The following is a 16,440-nucleotide window of genomic DNA, read 5'->3' on the forward strand; positions in this document are numbered from 1 at the left end:
CATTACGCTGGCAGCGTGAACATTGACAGAAATTCAGTTTAATTCTGAAATGTTCTGCAACAATTATGGTTACTAGAAAAATTCAATCTTCCTAATCGGCGTAGTTGTGGTGTGGGAACAATGCCGTGTGGAAAAATAGTAGCGGAACGAATTCCTGCTATACTCCCCCTCTACCCATCCCCCGCCACTCCAGCGCCTTACCGTAGCTCGCGCAGGTATTGACACAGTCGCCGCAGTGGGTGCAGTCCCTGCGCTCGGGGCCGCCCTTACGGCGCGGATTCAGCTCAAGCGAGCAGGCCTGCTGGCAGGGTGCCTTGCCCTTGCAGGTACAGTTTGCCGCCTGCCAACCTATGCGCAAGCCCGGAGCCTTGGCGGGCAGGCATTGGGCCGCAGCGCCAAGTAGCACCGACTGCGGGCACACAAACCGGCACCACAGCCTTTTGCCAACCGCAAGCTCCAGTATCAGCGCCGCCAGCGGCACAGCCACCGCACCAAGTAAAAGCCAAAAGTCCCCGCCCTGCCATACAAGCATGGGCAGGAGCGATAGCTCACCCGGCAGCGAAACAATACCCATTGCGGGAAAGCCCGCCACCAGAGCCGCCGCAAGCCCTGCCCCCAGCAGCAGAGCCTTGCCCGCAAACGCACGGCCTTCCTTCACGTGCGCGCCGCCTTGACGCCCACGCGCCCAATGCGCCAACTCGGAAAAAAATCCGTAGGGGCATATCCACGAGCAAAAAACTCTGCCCAGCACCAATGCCAGCGCCAGCGAGATCAAGGCCCCGGCCAGCAGGCGCTCGCCGGGCAAAAAGCCCGTAGCCGCAACCTGAGCCGCGCCAACCGGGTCAGCAAAGGGGATGCCGAAAAAATCCAGCGCAAAAAAACTGCCACTGACCTGGCGCAGTTCTGCTGCATTGAGCCACGGCAGCACGCACAGCCCCGCCACCACCAGCAACTGCACGCCGCGCCGCGCCCAAGCGAGAATCTTCATGACTTGCCTCCGGGCGCTTTTTCCGTGGGAGCCGCCATCGGCGGCACAAAACGGGATGAAGCGGGAACAATCTCCACAGCCTGCACCGGGCAGACATAGTCGCAGATGCCGCAGCCCACGCAGGCAGTGGTCATGGCAGGCACCAGCCCGCCGCTCAGCACCACGGCTGTTCCGCGCAGGGGACAGCGGTCGTAGCAGGTCATGCACATGGTGCCGGTTTTGTAATTATGGCAGCGGTCTTTAAGAATATAGGCCTGCCCCATTCCCGCCCGCGCAATTTCCTTTACGCCCGTGTCCAGCGCCCCAGTGGGACAAACGGGCGGGCACTTCATGCAGAGGTAGCAGGGTTTTCTGCGGGGGCGCACCTGCGGCGTACGCCGCGAGCGGCCCAGACCGCCAGCCAGCTCAATACTTTCGTGCGGGCAGGCGGTCACGCACTTGCCGCAACGCACGCACTTGCGCAAAAAGGTTTCTTCATCCACAGCACCCGGCGGGCGCAGAGGCGGCACAAAAAGGCTCATTTCGTCTCCCCTGCCTGTTCCCCGCTCTCGCCATCACCCGCGCCCGCATGGCAGCGCGATTCATGCGCAGGGCAGCCCATGTGCCCTTGCGCGTCCAGATCATCCTCATAATCGGCAAAGGCCAGATGAAGATCGTCCACCTCCGGCAGTTCCCTCAGGGCCATGAGTTCCTTCTGGATTTTGTCCGAAGGCTGCTCCACCACGACCACCAGCCCGCCAATGTCCGCACCGTCCGGCGTGCGTTTCACATCCAGAATGCCGTCCCTGCCCCGCAACTCTTTCTCAAGCCCTGCGCAGGCCGCGGCAGACACACTCAGGATTATCCCCGCAATAGCCATATTTCCTCCCGCGTTACCCCGCCCGCATGTCAGCACGCGGACGGGGACTTTCATACATATGGGGCTGACCGCCGGGCGTTAAACCTTGCGCACCCGCGCGGCGCATATCTTGTATTCCGGCTCGCGCGAACCGGGGTCTGTGGCGTCCAGAAACAGCTTGTTGACCAGCTTTTTGGGGTCAAAAAATGGCACGGCCACAAGCCCCGGCCTGCACACATCGCTCACGCGCGCGGGCAGTTCCATTTTGTCGCGCCGGGTTTCCAGGATCACATTGTCCCCGTGCTTCACGCCGAGGGAGGCAGCGTCCTGCTCGTTGATTTCCACAAATGCCGCCGGATTGGCCTTGAGCAGTTCCGGCACCTTGCCCGTCATTGTCGCTGTGTGCCAGTGGTCGATAACGCGCATGGAGGTAAGGTACAGCGGGTATTCGGCATCCGGCTCTTCCGCAGCGCCCTTGGCGGGCCGCATGAAGATGGTGGGCTTGCCGTCCGGCTTGCCGTAAAAGAAGAACTTGTCCGGATGATCGGCTGGCACCAGCGGATCATGCCCGCGCACAAAGCGCAGATTGGTACCGGGATGATCCTCCGAGGGGCAGGGCCAGATGATGCCTGATTCCTTACGCAGGCGCTCACGCGTCATGCCGTAGAAATCATAGGTGGTGCCCTTGGCCACCATGCGCCATTCGTTCCACACGTCCTCGGCGTTTTTGAAGTTCACCAGCTTGGGATCAACGCCTGCGCGCTTGGCGAATTCCACCAGAGTGTTCACTGTGGGGCGGCACTGGCCGGGCGAATCCACGGCCTTTTCTGTCAGAGAATAACGCCGCTCGCCGCAGCCATACACGCCGTCACGCTCGCACCAGAAGGAAGGCGCAAGCACAAGGTCGGCGTATTGCAGGGTGACGGCATCGGGGAAGGCCTCAATGCATACGATGAACGATTCCGGATGCGACATGGCCTTGTGCACCTTGTTCAGGTTGGGCAGTGTGTGCGCGGGATTGGTCTCGCAAATGACCATGCACTTCACATCGCCCCGGCCCAGTGCCTCAAAAAGCGCCACGGTGTGGTAGCCGGGATTGGGCGAAATGCGCCCTTCCGGCAGGCCCCAGAGTTTTTCCATTTCTGCCCTGTGTTTGGGATTGGGAATGGCGCGACCCGCTGGCAACAGATGCGAGAGCGCGCCGGTATCGCGCACGCCGCCGCAGGCGTTGGGCTGGCCCGTGAGCGAAAAAGGCGTTGCGCCGGGGCGGCATATCTGCCCGGTCAGCAAATGCAGGTTGTGGATGAGGTTGTTGGCAAAAACCCCCTGCACGCGCTGGTTGATGCCCATGCACCACAGGCTCATGGTGGCGGACGATTCGGCAAAGGCTCTGGCCGCCGAATAAATCTGCTCCACAGGGACGCGGCAGATTTCGGCTACTTTTTCAGGCCGGTAGTTTTCCAGAAAGGCCTTGTAGCCTTCAAAGTCCGATGGTTTGCCCTCGGCATCCACAAAGCTCACATAGCGCTGCCAGAAGCGCGGATTGTCCAGCTCCTCATTGATGATGACCCAGGCCATACTGTGCATGAAGGCCAGATCCGTGCCGGGGCGAAAGGCCACGTGCATGTCGGCTATGCGGGCAGTATTAGTGCGGCGCGGGTCAGCCACAATGATCTTGATGCCCGGCTCCACCTGCTTGCGGCGGGCAATACGGCGAAACAGCACGGGGTGCGCCTCTGAGGTATTGGAACCTATGATGAAAAAACAGGTGGCCTGATCGATGTCGGCATAGGTGCCCATGGGCTCGTCCTTGCCGAACGTGGTGGTGTAGCCGCCCACAGCCGAGGCCATGCACAGGCGGGGGTTGCCGTCCACGTTATTGGTGCCGAAGCCAGCCTTGAATATCTTGCTGGCGAGGTAGCTTTCTTCCGTCAGGCACTGGCCGGAGCCATACCATGCAACGGAATTGGCGCCGTAGGTATCAATGCTGTGCCGGAACTTGGAGGCCATGAGGTCAAGGGCCTCATCCCAGCTCACAGGCTCAAGGGGGCCGCCCTTTTTGCGCCGCACCATGGGCTGGGTGACGCGTTCCTTGGAATTGAGCACGGGAATGAGCAGCGAACACTTCAGGCACAGCAGGCCCGCATTGTGGTTGTTGGGGTCGCCCTGAATGGCAACGGCCTTGCCGTTTTTAACGCCCACCATCACCCCGCAGCCGGTGCCGCAGTAACGGCATACGCCCTTGACCCATTTGTCGGGTTTCTGATCGTCCGCAGCAAGGGCGAGGGTTGGCAGGCCCACGCCCGTAGCCGCCGCCATAGCGGCAGACATGGCAAAAAAACGTAAAAAGTCACGACGCGATGAATTCATATCCGCAACCTCGCTGTTAGCTTGGCATGATTGTTTTTTTACTGCGGGCCGCCCTGCTTGCGGGCTGGCCCACCCTGCGCCGCCAGATGCGGCGCATACCGCACGTGCGGGCTACCAGTCCGTCTTGCCGCTGGGCATACGGTATTCGTAAGCCTTGCCGTGCATGGGGCTCTGGTGGTTGGGATGACAGGCGGAACAGTCATCGCGCTTGCCAAACTTGGCCTCCATGCGCTGGATGGAAAGCGAATGGCAGCGGGCGCAGACCTCAACCCCCGGCTTGCGGGTAAAGGGAATAGCCCCCTTGCCGTCAGGCATGCCGTGACAGGTCTGGCAGCGCACAAGGGTGATGCCGTGCTTGCTCTCATACCACTCCTGCGCAAGGCGCGGGGTACTCTTCATGTGGCAGGCGTAGCAGTCGCCCGCCATCTGTGGCGAATCCAGATGCTTTGCCGCCTCGCAGCGCTCCGCAGGGAAGGCCCAGGCCATATACAGAAAATAGCCGCCCGTCAGCACCGCCAGGGCAAGCAGAACGATGAGCAGTTTCTTGTTGCGAGTCATGGCCGTATCTCCTTGATTTTCTGTGCGAACTTCTGATTTGCGGGAATGCGCTCGTCAAATGCGGGCAAGTGGGCAAGGTTGCGGTGGCAGCCCACGCAGCCGCTGCGGGCCTGACCGTTCTTGCCTTCGTAATTGTCGTGCGCAAGGAGGCCCTCTGCCGAGATCGGCCCGTCTGCCTTGGCATTGCGGGTCAAATCCTGATGGCAGGCGCGGCAGTTGGCATCGTCCGTAAAGCGGCGGGCAATGGGTTGCATGGCAGCCCGGTCAAGATCCGTACCGCCCTCCACATTGTGAACCCACAGGTCTTTTATCCCCATCCATGCCTTGGCGCCGAGCATGCGGGCCAGGTTGCCCGAAGGGATATGGCATTGCGAGCATCCGATGGCTTTGCCCTGTGCGTCCTTGGCGTGCGGGGAGAGCATCAGTTCATCCTGATACACGCGCATTTCATGGCAGGACAGGCAAAACTCCGTCCGCGACGAATACGACACTCCCGCTGCCGCCAGGCCTACGCACGCGGCCAGGGCGATACAGCCCACAATCCAGACGCGCTTAGAAGGATACGGCATGGTTTTGGTCTCCATGGCTGATGGTGCCGCCATGCCAAAAGGGCATTCCCGTCCGGGGATATGCCTGCGGCAGGGCGCAAATTGTGAATTTCACCACAAAAAGCAAAAGAGGTGCCAAAAACCCTGTTTTAAAAATTTGTGTGATTAGCGGTAGTTTGTGATCTGCTGGAAGGCTGGGGGCTTAGGATTTGTCAGAATAAAATGACAAAAGTCATCTTATTCTGACAATGTGACAAACTGGAGCAGACAAAAAAAATCGAGCCAGCCAACAAGCGGACTCGGGAACGTAAACTTTTGGCGGACTGGCAGCCTCTTGCGGCCCAGTGCAAATCCGCTACAGTATGCCCATGATACGTTATGGATTTGCCTGCAAGACCATCGGGGTACCCGGCGCTGACCTGAGCGCCCTTACCCTTGCCCGGGCCACGCCCGAAAACATGCTCACCGTGTGCCGCCACAACCTGCGCGCTCTGGGAACCATGTTGCGCTACTGCGCCTCGGCGCGCATCCCCCTGATGCGCATAAGCTCGGATATTATTCCGCTGGCCTCGCACCCGCAAAACACATTTGACTGGCGTGCCCGGCTGCACGAGGAGTTTGAGGCGCTGCGCGCCGTGCTGAAGAAAACCGGCATCCGGGTTTCCATGCATCCTGGTCAGTACACGGTGCTGAACTCCCCCCGGCAGGATGTAGTGGAGCACGCCGTTGCCGACCTCGTATTCCATGCCGACTTTCTTGACGCGCTTGGGGCGGACGGCAGCGCCCGCATAGTGTTGCACCTTGGCGGGGGCTATGGCGACAGGGCATCCGCCCTCGCACGGCTGGCGGAAAATCTGCTGGCCCTGCCGCCGCACGTGCTGGCCCGCATCTCGCTTGAAAACGATGAGCGCACCTTTACTATTGAAGATGCTCTGTGTATCTGCGGGAAATGCGGCCTGCCCGCCATCTTTGATGTTTTTCACCATTCCCTGAATGCCCCGGCAAAGGGAAATCTGGCGTACTGGCTTGATCGCGCCATGGAGAGCTGGACTCCGCAGCATGGCCGCCCCAAACTGCATTACAGCCAGCAGCTTGCAGGCGGCAAACCGGGCATGCACTCGCGCTCCATTGCCATGCGGGAATTTATGGAATTTCATCAATCGCTGGGGCAGCGCGAGGTGGATGTGATGCTGGAGGTGAAGGACAAAAACCTTTCAGCCGAAAAGTGCATCCAACTCACCAATCCTGGGCTGACGCGGCAGGAGCTTACGGCCCAGTGGGCCAGATACAAGTATCTGGTGCTGGAGCGAGATCAGGGCGCCTACACGGGCATACGCGCCCTGCTCAAGGCGGAGACGCCCGATGCCAAGGGTTTTTATGCGCTGGTGGAGCAGGCGATGGAAAAGGAACTTTACGGCCCGCAGGCGCGCAATGCCGCCGAACATGTGTGGGGCTATGTGGACAAGCTGGCCTCGCCCGCAGAAAAAAAGCGCGCCCTGACGGGCATGGCTGAGCTGCAAAACGGCGTTGCCGCCCTGCCGCGCGTCAAACGCCTGCTGCTGACCCTGGCCGAACGGCATAAGGTGGAATACCTGCTGCACAGCATCTATTTTTATGTGTAGCAAAAAAAATCGGCGCAGGGCAGAACCGTGCGCCGAAAGATGTCAGGCTGTTTCGCCCTGCCACTCCATGTGCAACAGGGGGTAGGGATTGCCCTGCCCATCCAGAGCCGACCGCCCCACCACCTTGAAACCCTGCCGCTCATAAAAAGCCAGAGCCTGCGGATTCTGTTCGTTCACATCCAGCGCCAGCCGGGAGTGCAAGGCCCGCACGTGCTCCAGAAGCGCCCTGCCCACACCGTGGCGGAAGCAGCGCGGCTCAACAAAAAGCATCTTCACCTGAGCGCCGTTGCAGCCAATAAAGCCCGCCAACGGGCTGCCCGCAGCGTATTGCGCGAGGGCAGTCTGTCCGCAAGGGGCAAGCTCCGCCACCCATAGAATTTCCACGCCCGGCAGATAGGTGTTTCGCACATCATGAAACAGGCGTTCCACCTCGCCGGAAGACAAAAAATAGTGGGTAGCCTCCACGCTGCGCCGCCACAAATCCGCCAACGCAGCATGATCACAGGCCGTTGCCTGCCGGATGCGCAATGCCTGTAAAAGAGCCTTTTCGTCAGCGCCGCTCATCGTCCGCTCTGGTGAGCAACCCCGGCCAGCAGACCGGCAGTGCGGTCTACACGCAGGGGCGGCACATGGCTTTGCACTTCAAGGGTAAACTGCTCCTTGACCAGCTGGCCGCTGTCGAGCAGGGCGCGGGCGCGAGCCTCGCGGTCAGGCGCGGCTGAAGCCACAGCCGAAGCCGCTGGTTCTTGCCCCTTGGCGTACTTGGGCGAAAAATGTCTTTCGACCAGCGCCACGCAAACAGTATAGGCCACAAAAACTACTGTTACCCCGCCGAGAAACAGCGCCGTGCGCAGCAACATCTTAAGCGTTTCCATATGTCTCCCGACCTGAACGTGTTATGCAGGCGCGGCTTCCCCGGCAGAGGGAGCCAGTACTTCCATCATGTCGCCCGTGCGCACAGCGCCGCCGTGCAGCACCTTGGCAAAGACCCCCTGGGTGGGCATGATGCATTCGCCCATGGTGTGGAATATCTGACAATGGCTGTGGCATTCCTTGCCGATCTGCGAAACTTCCAGCAGCACGTCGTTACACGCGATACGGGTTCCCACCGGCAGCGCGGCAAAATCAATGCCGTCCACTATCAGGTTTTCTCCAAAACAGCCATTGGCAACCAGAGCGCCCCGCGCCTTAAAGGCCTCAATGGCCTGCCACGAAAGCAAACTCACCTGACGGTGCCAGTTGCCCGCGTGGGCATCGCCCTCAATGCCGTGATTTTCTAAAATATTTGCCTGATCTACGGCCTTTTTGGCCGTGCCTTTTTTCTGGCTGGTGCAAATGGCTATAATCTTGCCCATAATGCTGTTCCTTTGCTGTCTTTATGCCTTGCCGCCTGCAAGCGGCTGCCCGCAGTCTGCCCCAGATAGACGGCTGCGTCCAGTCAGGCGGCAAGCCCGCTGCCTGACACCTCAGGTATGCTTGCCCACCCGCCAGATCGCCGTAGGCGAAAAGCCAAACAAACAGGCGCGTGAGCAGTGGAGCCACCGAATACCACTATTTACGTAGGTTATCACAGCCCGCGCCGCCCGCCAAGATGAGCCGCCTCAGTAATTGTACTTCCAGGTCAGGCCGCCCTTGGTACTCTGCTGCTCGGTGCGCAGTTCGAGGTTGGCCCTCGGGGTCAGCTCCAGTTGGATAACAAAGGCAGTCGTGCCCTGTTTGGCACCCTGCTGCACGCCCACATAAATATCTTCCGTGAGGTACTTGCCCATCTCCACCGAGCTGCCCGCCGCCATGCCTTCGCCGCCTTGGCCCGACTGGCCCGTCCCGTTTGTGCCGGAAGCGCCGGAATTGAAGCGCAGCACATCGACGCCCAGCGCCTGACGTGCAGAATCCAGCACACCGCCGCCGCTGCCCGAGCCAAATCCGGCCAGTTGGGCCACGGCAGCAGCCAGACGCAGATTTTCGAACCGCCCAAGTTCGCTGGCACTTTTGCCAAAGAGTATCTGGGCAAGAATTTCATCGCGCGGCATTTCAGGGTCGCTGCTCAGGATCAACTGCATTTTGCGCACCGTACCAACAATGCTGATATTGGCCATGAGTGCAGGGGTCTGAGTGGTCAGCATGATGTCCAGCAGGGGATTGGATACAGCCCCGCCGCCAAAGGTCACAGCGCCCCGCGCCAGCTTGAAATTTTTGCCCAGAATATCAAGGCTGCCTTTTACGGCGTTAAGCTGGCCGGAGATCAGCGGTTCGGCGGGCGTACCACCCACGTGCATGTCTGCCTTCCACTCGCTCTTGAGGCCAAACCCTTCCACGACAAAGCGCCCCGGGATGACAATGCGCAAGTCCAGCAGGCCCGCACTGCCGCCAGAAGCGGGAGCAGTTGGGGCTGGGCCGACGGCTGCGGGGGATGCTGTCTTTTTGCCCTGCGGCACGGCAGGCGTGGGCGGCTCATGCCCTGCTCTGGCCCAGACGGGCGAGACCTCGCTGATGGGCAGAGTGGTGATGCTGCCGCCCACGTCAAGGTTATTGAGCAGCACAAGGCCCTGATTCACGGTGACGGTTCCGCGTACTTGGGGCGCTGCGGCGCTGCCAGCCACGGAAGCCTGCGCTGAAAGCTCCACGCGGATGTCGCGGCGGCGCAAGGGGCGCAGATGGTCAACCACGACATTGAAATCAAGCATGCTGCCGTCGAGCCTGCCCTGCCCTGTGATGCGCGCTGTACCGCCCTGCCCGTCGGCTGCAGCGAGGTTCAGACGGGCAAACCCCAATGCGCCGCCACGGCCTTCTTCAAGTTCAAGCCGCAGGTTGATGCCCGTGAGCAGCACGCCGTACTGCAAATTTTCGTAGCGGGTATCGTCCATGCGCACAAACCCCTTGGGGGCCGGGGCCTCAAGGGTGCCGCCCACATCAAGCGAAAGAGCAAGCCGCCCCGCAAGCCGCTGATCAGCCACAGGCATCAGGCTCCACAAGGGGGCCACGGCTCCGTTCCATCGCAAGGATGCGCGCAGCGGCCCCTGCATGTTCGGGCTCGGCAATCCGTCCGGCCCGAAAAGAAGGGGCAAACGGGCCTCTACCCGGCATTCCGTGCCGCCCAGAGCCGCCACCGTGGCCTGATCCGGCACAAGACGCAGGGCCAGCGCACCGCCGCCAGCGTTGTCCCGCTCCAGCTTGCCTGTCAGCGCAAGATTCATGGGTTTGAGCGCCGCCCCCGGCACCACAAGGCCGCGCGCATCCACGCGTATATCCCCGCCGGGTTGGGCCGGGGTGCCGGTAAGCCGCACGCTGGCCTCAAGCTCGCCCTTGGGCAGGGCAGGGATCAGAACATGCCAGGGCGCGAGCGAAAGATGTTCAAGCGTGAGGCGCAGATCGAGCTTTTCCGGCCCAAAGGCGGCCTGCGCCCGTAACCTGCCGGAAGGCTTCATGGCTACATCAAGACCGCTGACCGCCAGATCGCCCGCGCCGTAGCGCACTGTGGCCCCTGCCGCCGCGCGCAGGCCCAGCTTTTGCGCGGGCAGGTCAAGATCAAGGCGGCGCAATTCAAGCAGACCGGGCTGCCAGCGCACTGCGCAACGCGTTGCGGCAAATCCGCCTGTTTCAAGGCTGGCCTCCAATGGCCCGAATATGGAACCCTGCGCGCGCAGTTTGGCACCAAGGCGAATGGCACCGCTGCGCACCCCGGCGAGGTCAAGCCGGGCGGCAAGCAGGCCCTTGCCAAGGGCATCAGTCAGCACCGCCTCGCCCTCCAAACCCTGGGCTTCCACCGGCTGGCCGTTGCCTGCCCTATAGGCCAGCCGGGGCACACGCCAGCGAAGCGTTGCCTGCTGGGTGTACGCGGCCTGTGGGGCAGGAGTCTGCTTTGTCTGGGCCTGAGGATTCTGATCGGGGGGACTCTGAGCTGACGAATTTTGAGCGGCTATGGGCACCGCAGATTCCGCCCGCTGCGAAACGAATTCAAGGGAGAGCGCTGCGTCTCCGTCCAGCCGCGCCCCCGGCAACATGGCTGACAGCGCCTGCCAGTCGGACACGCGCACATCCACCTTGCCGTCCACGCGGGGCATGCCGCCCGCCAAAGGCGGCAGAGGCAAGGCCGCAGCCACCTGACCGGAACCAGCCACGCCCAGCAACTGGCATTGAAGATCACGCACGCCAGCGCGCAAAAGACCATGCCCGTCTTCCCTGTCGTTCAGGGCAAAAAGCGTAGCGCCAAAACGCTGTGGATGGTTATCCATCACGGCAGAGGCCTGCACCTTAACTGTCAGTTCCGCTGCCTGCTCCGCCTCTTTTTGGCCAGGGTCTGACAGCCCGATTTCTGCCGGAGCTGCACCTGTCTGCTTGATAGCGCCAAGCAGCACTCGCCCCCAGTTGAGCGGCGTGGATTGCAGTTTCAGGGAAATATCCGCCAGAGCATGCCCGCCCACGTTCCACGCGGAGCAAGCCAGCGCTATCTGGGTATCTGGAGTTTGCAGCGGCCCCGTTGCCGTGATGCGCAACTGGGCGCGTTGCGGCAACAGCCCGCCGCTATTCGTGGAAAGGGCAACGGCTGATGTGGATGCGGATTTTTCAGCCGCCTCTTTTTCCATATCAGCTTTCTCGCCCAGGCTGGCCTGAATATCCACATCCAGCGGCCCGTCCAGCCACGAAGCGGCCCCGCCAGCGTCCCACTTTGCGTGACCGGCAAGATGCAGAGGCCCGGCTTCAACGCTGATTTTCTCCAGCGCAGCGCTGGCCCCGACAGCTTCGCCATCTGCGGTGGGAGCCGTCACGCGCGCCGCAAGGCGCAGCCGCGCATTGGCGCCTTCACGCAGCAAGGCGGCAAGTGCACCTGGTTCGGCGGGCTGATCAGTGGCAGAAGATATTTTTACGGGGGAACTTGCGGGGAGGCTTGCAGGAGAATCCTCGGCAACAGGGTCGGGATATCTGCGCAGGATTGCGGCAAACTCCGCTGTGGCATCAAGTGCAAGAATTTCGCCCACGCGGGAGGGAGCAAGGGTAAGAAGGGCTGTTGACTCCACCCCGTAGATTGCCGCCCCGGCCACGTGCAGGGGGGTATCTTCCGCACATGCAATCCTGACCAGCAGGGATGCTTTCGCACCCTGTGTTCCGGCCACCAAGCTCAGGTTGCCTTCAAGACTGGCATCGGCAGCAGTGTTGTTTTGCCCTCCGCCCTGCGTATCGGGATGCGTCTCGGGATGCATTTCGGGCAACGTTGCGCCGGATGCCGCTGGCTGGGCCTCTGCGCCGGCAGGCGCACTTCTTTCAGCATCTGGCGCGGCACCCGTAGCGGCTGGCGGAGTTCCATTCCGGGCAGCGGCAGGAGGCTCCCCGCCCAGCAAGGCCTGAGGCAAACGGGCATTGAGGATGCTCAGCCCTTCAAGGCGCACCTGCGGCAACCAGCCGGGCAAACTGCCAAGCGTACGCAGGGCATCACCCAGCATGGCGCGCAAGGTCGCCTCAGTCAGGGACGGCGCAGGCGCAGGCACAGGCGCGTCCGGCAGTATGGGCAGGCGCAGCAGTTGCGCATCGTTCACATCTACAGAAGCAATACGCACGACCGAAGGCAGGGCGCGCCAGTCCCACTGCGCACGGCAGTCCGGCAGGCGCATCCACAGGCCGTCACTGTCGAACAACTCCACCCCAAGAAAAAATTCAAAGGGCAGGGAGCCGGAAAGATGGGTGATACGCGCCCGCACCCCGGCAGGGGTTGCGCCAGCGTGCGGCGCGGCTTCCATAGCTGTATTGATTTTTTCCGTCAGCCAGCCCTGCGCGGTTTCGCTGCGCAGGGCCGCGAGGGTTGCGGCAAGGGCAACTGCGCACAACAGTACGCACAGGCCCAGCGCCCAGCCAGCACGGCGCAGCCACTTGCGAAAGGGACCACTGCCCCCGCCAGAGGGTTTTCTGTGGCCGGGCTGGCCCGCACTGGGGGAAGCCTTGCCGCCTAGAGCGGCGGGTGTGGCAGAAGAGGAAGACGGCGGGGCCGCGCTGTGTTCCTGATCCATCAGAAAGACTGTCCTATGCTGACGTAAATCTGCACCGGGGGGTCGCCGTCAATGGGCTGCAGGGGAAAGCCCACGTCCAGCCGCACGGGCCCGATGGGCGTGTAGTACCGCAGGCCAAGGCCAGCGCCCCAGCTCATGTCGCCAATGATGCGCGGCAGCTCGTCCCTGTAGACCATGCCGCCATCCAGAAAAGGCACAATGCCCACATCTTCGGTAATTTTATAGCGCGCCTCAAGATTGACCACCTGATAGGAACGCCCGCCCAGCGGCTCGTCCTTGTGGTCGCGCGGGCCGAGCGACTGATAGGCATAGCCGCGCACAGAACCCGCCCCGCCCGTGTAGTAGCGCAAACTGGCCGGGATGGTGCGCAGCCCGGCACCAGCAAGCCCCCCGGCCTCAACCCTGCCCGCCAGCACAAGCTTGTCGTCCGGCAGGCCGTCCTTGCGGAAGGGGGCATAGTAGCCGCTGGCTGAAACAACGCCTGTCATGACGTTGAATGATTCGCCGTAAAAGCCCGTGTAAGGCTTGACCTTGACCGCAAGCTCCGAGCCGTCGGAAGGATTGAGGATATTGTTGCGCGTGTCACGCCGCAGGCCCACGCGTGGCCCAAAAAATCCGTAGCCCTTGGGATCCTGCTCGTTATCCTTGATGGTGCCGCTTTCGCCTCCAAGGCCAGCGCTGCCCCACCACTGACGAGAAAGCCGCCGCTCAATGTCGCCGGAACCGCTGCCCGCAATTTTTTCGTAGGCGCTGGTATCTTCCCGCAGGGTGGAGCCGGTGACGAGCAGTTTCTGCTCCCTGGCCATAAAGGCAGGCTTTTCAAACACAGCCTTGAGGCCTTGCGTTTCCGTAGCCAGCGGCGCTGAAAGCGTGAGTTTTTCTCCATTGCCGAAGACATTGCGGTTTTCCCACATGCCTTCCACGCCAATTCCCGTATCCGTATCGTACCGGGCGCTGGCCCCTACCGAATGGAAGGGCGATTCCGCAACGGTCACTTCCAGGGGCAGCACGGAGGCGCTTTCGCGCCCCGCGCCCCAGGCGAGATTTTCTTCCTGAGGTTTGACCTGCACGGAGCGGAACAGGCCCAGACCACGCAGCTTGTTGGCGTAGTCTTCCACCATGTCCGAATCCCACGGTTCCTCGCCCACATTCCAGGGGGCGAGCCGCTGTACGTATTCGGCGTTCACTTCCTTGGCTCCGCGCACTTCGATGCGGCCCATGAGCGCCGGAGGGCCGGGCCGCACCAGGATATCGGCATTGAGTTTGCGGGCCTCGCGGTCGAGGGTGTAGCTGGTATCCGCCACTGCGGCCAGGGGATAGCCCTGCCGCCGCAAGGATTCTGGCAGGGCATCCACCGCCGCGAGCAGGTCATCGGCGGCAATAGGCTTGCCAATGGCTACGCCGGGCAAAACCGTGGGGAAGGACGGCGGGGGCACGGGTTCTGTTTGCAGCCCCCAAAAGCCCACCTCGCGCTGCCGGTTGCGGAAAAACTGCGGGATGTCGGGTTCCGGATCGTAGTACACATCGGCGCGGCCAAGGCTGTAGCGTTTGCCCGGCGAAAGAACGAGGTCAACAACAACGGGCGAGGCGTCCTTGTCTATTTGAACGGAAGCAAGGCCGTCATAATAGCCTTGGGAATGCAGCAGGCTTTGCGCGCTGGCGGTGTCGGCTCTGGCGCGCCTTTCCAGAGCCAGCAGGCTGTCTGGCGGCTCCTTGGCAAGCTGCACAAGCTGGCTTGAGGCTTTCATCTGCCCTGCCAGAGAATCCGGGCCATCCTGCACCTTGATACGCACCTTGTACGGCACTGGCTTGCCCTGCCACGCCGTTTCCAGCCCCGGCGGCGCTGGCTGCGGTTCTTCTGCGGGCGCGCGGGCCAGCAAACCGCAGCCCCCGGCGCACAGCAGCAACACCAAGACTGCGAGCGCTCGCAGCAAGGCAAGACAGTGCGCCCCTTGGGGCCTTGGTTTGCCAAGGTTAAACATCATACCTAACCATACGTTGCCCCGCCGCATGAATCAAGAACCATTCGCAACTGTTGCTTGCAAAAAACTGCCGCTTGGCTAGGATTGTTGCAACAGGCCTTGCAGCCTGCGCAACGCATAACAACAGGAAGAAGTATGAATTACGATCTCTGCCTGCACATGGACAGCAAGGACCCCGCCATTCTGCGCCTTGTTCTTCGTAATGCGGCCAACTATATCAAAGCCCTGCCCCAAGAACGCTTTCAGCTTGTGGTTGTAGCCAACGGCCCAGCCGTCACCCAGTTCGTCAAGGGCAATGAAGAATTCCGCGCCATTGCGGCCCCCCTGCAGGATCAGGGCCTGCGCATTCTGCTGTGCGCCAACGCGCTGGCCGACAACAAGATCGACCATGCCGACATCTGGCCCGGCTGCGATGTTGTGCCCGCCGGTCTTGTGGAAATTGTGCGCCTGCAACGCGAAGGTTTCGCCTACATCAAGCCCTAGGACAAACTGCGTTTCTGTGGGCATCTGCGGTGTCTGAGCGCGTTCTATCCTGCGCTTTTTTTACTATTGCTTCCGGTCTGGCCGGGGGAGACAGAGCATGGAATGCTTTGGGGAAATTCTCGACATGGTGCGCCGCCAAAGCCCCGTGGTGCACAGCATTACAAACTATGTGACAGTCAATGACTGCGCCAATATCATTCTGGCTGCGGGGGGATCGCCCATCATGGCTGATGATGCGGCGGAAGTGGAGCAGATTGTGGGCCTCAGTTCGGCTCTGGTTCTCAATATCGGCACACTCAACACCCGCACGGCGGCATCCATGCTGGCGGCGGGCAAACGCGCCAATGCCCTGAACATTCCCGTTGTGCTCGACCCTGTGGGCGCGGGCGCTTCCAGCCTGCGCAACGAAACACTGCGCACCCTGATGCGGGAAGTGCGCTTTGCCGTCATAAAGGGCAACAGTTCTGAAATCCGTTTTCTGGCGGGCGACAAAGCCACGGCGCGCGGTGTTGACGCCGATGAAGGCACGCTCGTTTCAGAATACAACCTTGCCGCCTCGGCCCGCATGGCTATGGACATGTGCGCCGCCACTGGTGCGATTATCATCATCAGCGGGCGCATCGACATTGTGGCCCACCCCAAGGGGGCCTGGGCCGTCAGCAACGGCGACCCGCTCATGACGCGCATCACCGGCGCAGGCTGTATGACAGCCGCCGTGGTGGGCTGCTGCGTGGGCGCTGCCCCGGCTGAGCTGCCCCAGGCCTGCCTGTGCGCCATGTGCTCCATGGGCGTGGCCGGGGAAATTGCCGCAGAAAATATGGGGGCCGTGGGCGGCGGCACAGGCACCTACCGCACTCTGCTGCTGGATGCCATGAGTTCCCTTGACGGCCCCGCCATCACCTGCCGGGGCAAGGTACAGCACATAGCCTGACCTGCGCTCCAGAGTTCAACTACTCACAACGCCCTCTGCCGCTTGACATTTGAGCGGCAGAGGGCGTTTGCAATTCTGGCTTCGGGCTGGCAGAAAAAATTTTTAGCTCGGCTTGCGAATG

Annotated in this window: 14 protein-coding genes; 3 read left to right on the forward strand and 11 right to left on the reverse strand. The window is 61.7% G+C overall.

Translation table 11 applies throughout. The features are described from left to right. Window positions 1-157 precede the first annotated feature (157 nt). The 6 genes from NE637_RS04535 to NE637_RS04560 all read right to left on the reverse strand — a co-directional run bounded on the left by NE637_RS04535 (window position 158) and on the right by NE637_RS04560 (window position 5,323). Window positions 158-988: a 4Fe-4S binding protein gene (locus NE637_RS04535; RefSeq protein ID WP_227118079.1), complete on the reverse strand. Its 831-nt coding sequence runs from the start codon at window positions 986-988 to the stop codon at window positions 158-160. Further along, complete coding sequence (locus NE637_RS04540; protein WP_227118078.1) at window positions 985-1,509, reverse strand: 4Fe-4S dicluster domain-containing protein; 525 nt, start codon at window positions 1,507-1,509, stop codon at window positions 985-987. Before NE637_RS04540 ends, NE637_RS04535 begins: the two co-directional genes overlap by 4 nt. After that, window positions 1,506-1,847: a hypothetical protein gene (locus NE637_RS04545; protein WP_215648391.1), complete on the reverse strand. Its 342-nt coding sequence runs from the start codon at window positions 1,845-1,847 to the stop codon at window positions 1,506-1,508. Before NE637_RS04545 ends, NE637_RS04540 begins: the two co-directional genes overlap by 4 nt. A 78-nt stretch (window positions 1,848-1,925) precedes the next feature. Next, window positions 1,926-4,196, reverse strand: a complete 2,271-nt coding sequence (locus tag NE637_RS04550; RefSeq protein ID WP_256267586.1) for a nitrate reductase — start codon at window positions 4,194-4,196, stop codon at window positions 1,926-1,928. A 111-nt stretch (window positions 4,197-4,307) separates the two neighbouring features. After that, window positions 4,308-4,754 (reverse strand): hypothetical protein, encoded by a 447-nt coding sequence (locus tag NE637_RS04555; RefSeq protein ID WP_192112751.1) that lies wholly within the window; start codon window positions 4,752-4,754, stop codon window positions 4,308-4,310. Next, window positions 4,751-5,323: a cytochrome c3 family protein gene (locus NE637_RS04560; protein WP_227118076.1), complete on the reverse strand. Its 573-nt coding sequence runs from the start codon at window positions 5,321-5,323 to the stop codon at window positions 4,751-4,753. Before NE637_RS04560 ends, NE637_RS04555 begins: the two co-directional genes overlap by 4 nt. A 341-nt stretch (window positions 5,324-5,664) precedes the next feature. Between NE637_RS04560 and uvsE the strand changes: the two genes are divergently transcribed. Next, on the forward strand, window positions 5,665-6,924 hold the full coding sequence (gene uvsE, locus NE637_RS04565) for a UV DNA damage repair endonuclease UvsE (protein ID WP_227118075.1): 1,260 nt from the start codon (window positions 5,665-5,667) through the stop codon (window positions 6,922-6,924). 42 nt (window positions 6,925-6,966) lie between these two features. On the opposite strand, the gene NE637_RS04570 is transcribed toward uvsE, so the two are convergent. The 5 genes from NE637_RS04570 to NE637_RS04590 all read right to left on the reverse strand — a co-directional run bounded on the left by NE637_RS04570 (window position 6,967) and on the right by NE637_RS04590 (window position 14,857). Further along, window positions 6,967-7,488, reverse strand: coding sequence for a GNAT family N-acetyltransferase (locus tag NE637_RS04570; RefSeq protein ID WP_256267587.1), 522 nt, complete (start codon window positions 7,486-7,488; stop codon window positions 6,967-6,969). Further along, complete coding sequence (locus tag NE637_RS04575) at window positions 7,485-7,799, reverse strand: hypothetical protein (RefSeq protein ID WP_227118073.1); 315 nt, start codon at window positions 7,797-7,799, stop codon at window positions 7,485-7,487. The genes NE637_RS04570 and NE637_RS04575 overlap by 4 nt, the downstream gene beginning before the upstream one ends. A 21-nt stretch (window positions 7,800-7,820) precedes the next feature. After that, complete coding sequence (locus NE637_RS04580; RefSeq protein WP_192112746.1) at window positions 7,821-8,279, reverse strand: MOSC domain-containing protein; 459 nt, start codon at window positions 8,277-8,279, stop codon at window positions 7,821-7,823. A gap of 246 nt (window positions 8,280-8,525) precedes the next feature. Next, window positions 8,526-12,923 (reverse strand): translocation/assembly module TamB domain-containing protein, encoded by a 4,398-nt coding sequence (locus NE637_RS04585; RefSeq protein ID WP_227118072.1) that lies wholly within the window; start codon window positions 12,921-12,923, stop codon window positions 8,526-8,528. Continuing rightward, window positions 12,923-14,857: an autotransporter assembly complex protein TamA gene (locus NE637_RS04590; protein WP_256267588.1), complete on the reverse strand. Its 1,935-nt coding sequence runs from the start codon at window positions 14,855-14,857 to the stop codon at window positions 12,923-12,925. Before NE637_RS04590 ends, NE637_RS04585 begins: the two co-directional genes overlap by 1 nt. 183 nt (window positions 14,858-15,040) lie before the next feature. Here NE637_RS04590 and NE637_RS04595 point away from each other — a divergent pair, with 183 nt between their 5' ends. Then, window positions 15,041-15,388: a DsrE family protein gene (locus tag NE637_RS04595; protein WP_022659776.1), complete on the forward strand. Its 348-nt coding sequence runs from the start codon at window positions 15,041-15,043 to the stop codon at window positions 15,386-15,388. A gap of 97 nt (window positions 15,389-15,485) precedes the next feature. After that, complete coding sequence (thiM, locus tag NE637_RS04600; RefSeq protein WP_227118070.1) at window positions 15,486-16,319, forward strand: hydroxyethylthiazole kinase; 834 nt, start codon at window positions 15,486-15,488, stop codon at window positions 16,317-16,319. Window positions 16,320-16,440 lie beyond the last annotated feature (121 nt).

The sequence above is a fragment of the Desulfovibrio desulfuricans genome (assembly GCF_024460775.1).
GTDB classification, from domain to species: domain Bacteria; phylum Desulfobacterota; class Desulfovibrionia; order Desulfovibrionales; family Desulfovibrionaceae; genus Desulfovibrio; species Desulfovibrio desulfuricans_E.

What these genes read in the sequence shown, in the direction of transcription:
- NE637_RS04570 (WP_256267587.1), bottom strand. Translation starts at nt 7,488, where the DNA reads ATGAGCGGCGCTGACGAAAAGGCTCTTTTACAGGCATTGCGCATCCGG.
- NE637_RS04575 (WP_227118073.1), bottom strand. Translation starts at nt 7,799, where the DNA reads ATGGAAACGCTTAAGATGTTGCTGCGCACGGCGCTGTTTCTCGGCGGG.
- NE637_RS04595 (WP_022659776.1), top strand. Translation starts at nt 15,041, where the DNA reads ATGAATTACGATCTCTGCCTGCACATGGACAGCAAGGACCCCGCCATT.
- NE637_RS04540 (WP_227118078.1), bottom strand. Translation starts at nt 1,509, where the DNA reads ATGAGCCTTTTTGTGCCGCCTCTGCGCCCGCCGGGTGCTGTGGATGAA.
- uvsE (WP_227118075.1), top strand. Translation starts at nt 5,665, where the DNA reads ATGCCCATGATACGTTATGGATTTGCCTGCAAGACCATCGGGGTACCC.
- NE637_RS04545 (WP_215648391.1), bottom strand. Translation starts at nt 1,847, where the DNA reads ATGGCTATTGCGGGGATAATCCTGAGTGTGTCTGCCGCGGCCTGCGCA.
- thiM (WP_227118070.1), top strand. Translation starts at nt 15,486, where the DNA reads ATGGAATGCTTTGGGGAAATTCTCGACATGGTGCGCCGCCAAAGCCCC.
- NE637_RS04560 (WP_227118076.1), bottom strand. Translation starts at nt 5,323, where the DNA reads ATGCCGTATCCTTCTAAGCGCGTCTGGATTGTGGGCTGTATCGCCCTG.
- NE637_RS04585 (WP_227118072.1), bottom strand. Translation starts at nt 12,923, where the DNA reads ATGGATCAGGAACACAGCGCGGCCCCGCCGTCTTCCTCTTCTGCCACA.
- NE637_RS04580 (WP_192112746.1), bottom strand. Translation starts at nt 8,279, where the DNA reads ATGGGCAAGATTATAGCCATTTGCACCAGCCAGAAAAAAGGCACGGCC.
- NE637_RS04550 (WP_256267586.1), bottom strand. Translation starts at nt 4,196, where the DNA reads ATGAATTCATCGCGTCGTGACTTTTTACGTTTTTTTGCCATGTCTGCC.
- NE637_RS04535 (WP_227118079.1), bottom strand. Translation starts at nt 988, where the DNA reads ATGAAGATTCTCGCTTGGGCGCGGCGCGGCGTGCAGTTGCTGGTGGTG.
- NE637_RS04555 (WP_192112751.1), bottom strand. Translation starts at nt 4,754, where the DNA reads ATGACTCGCAACAAGAAACTGCTCATCGTTCTGCTTGCCCTGGCGGTG.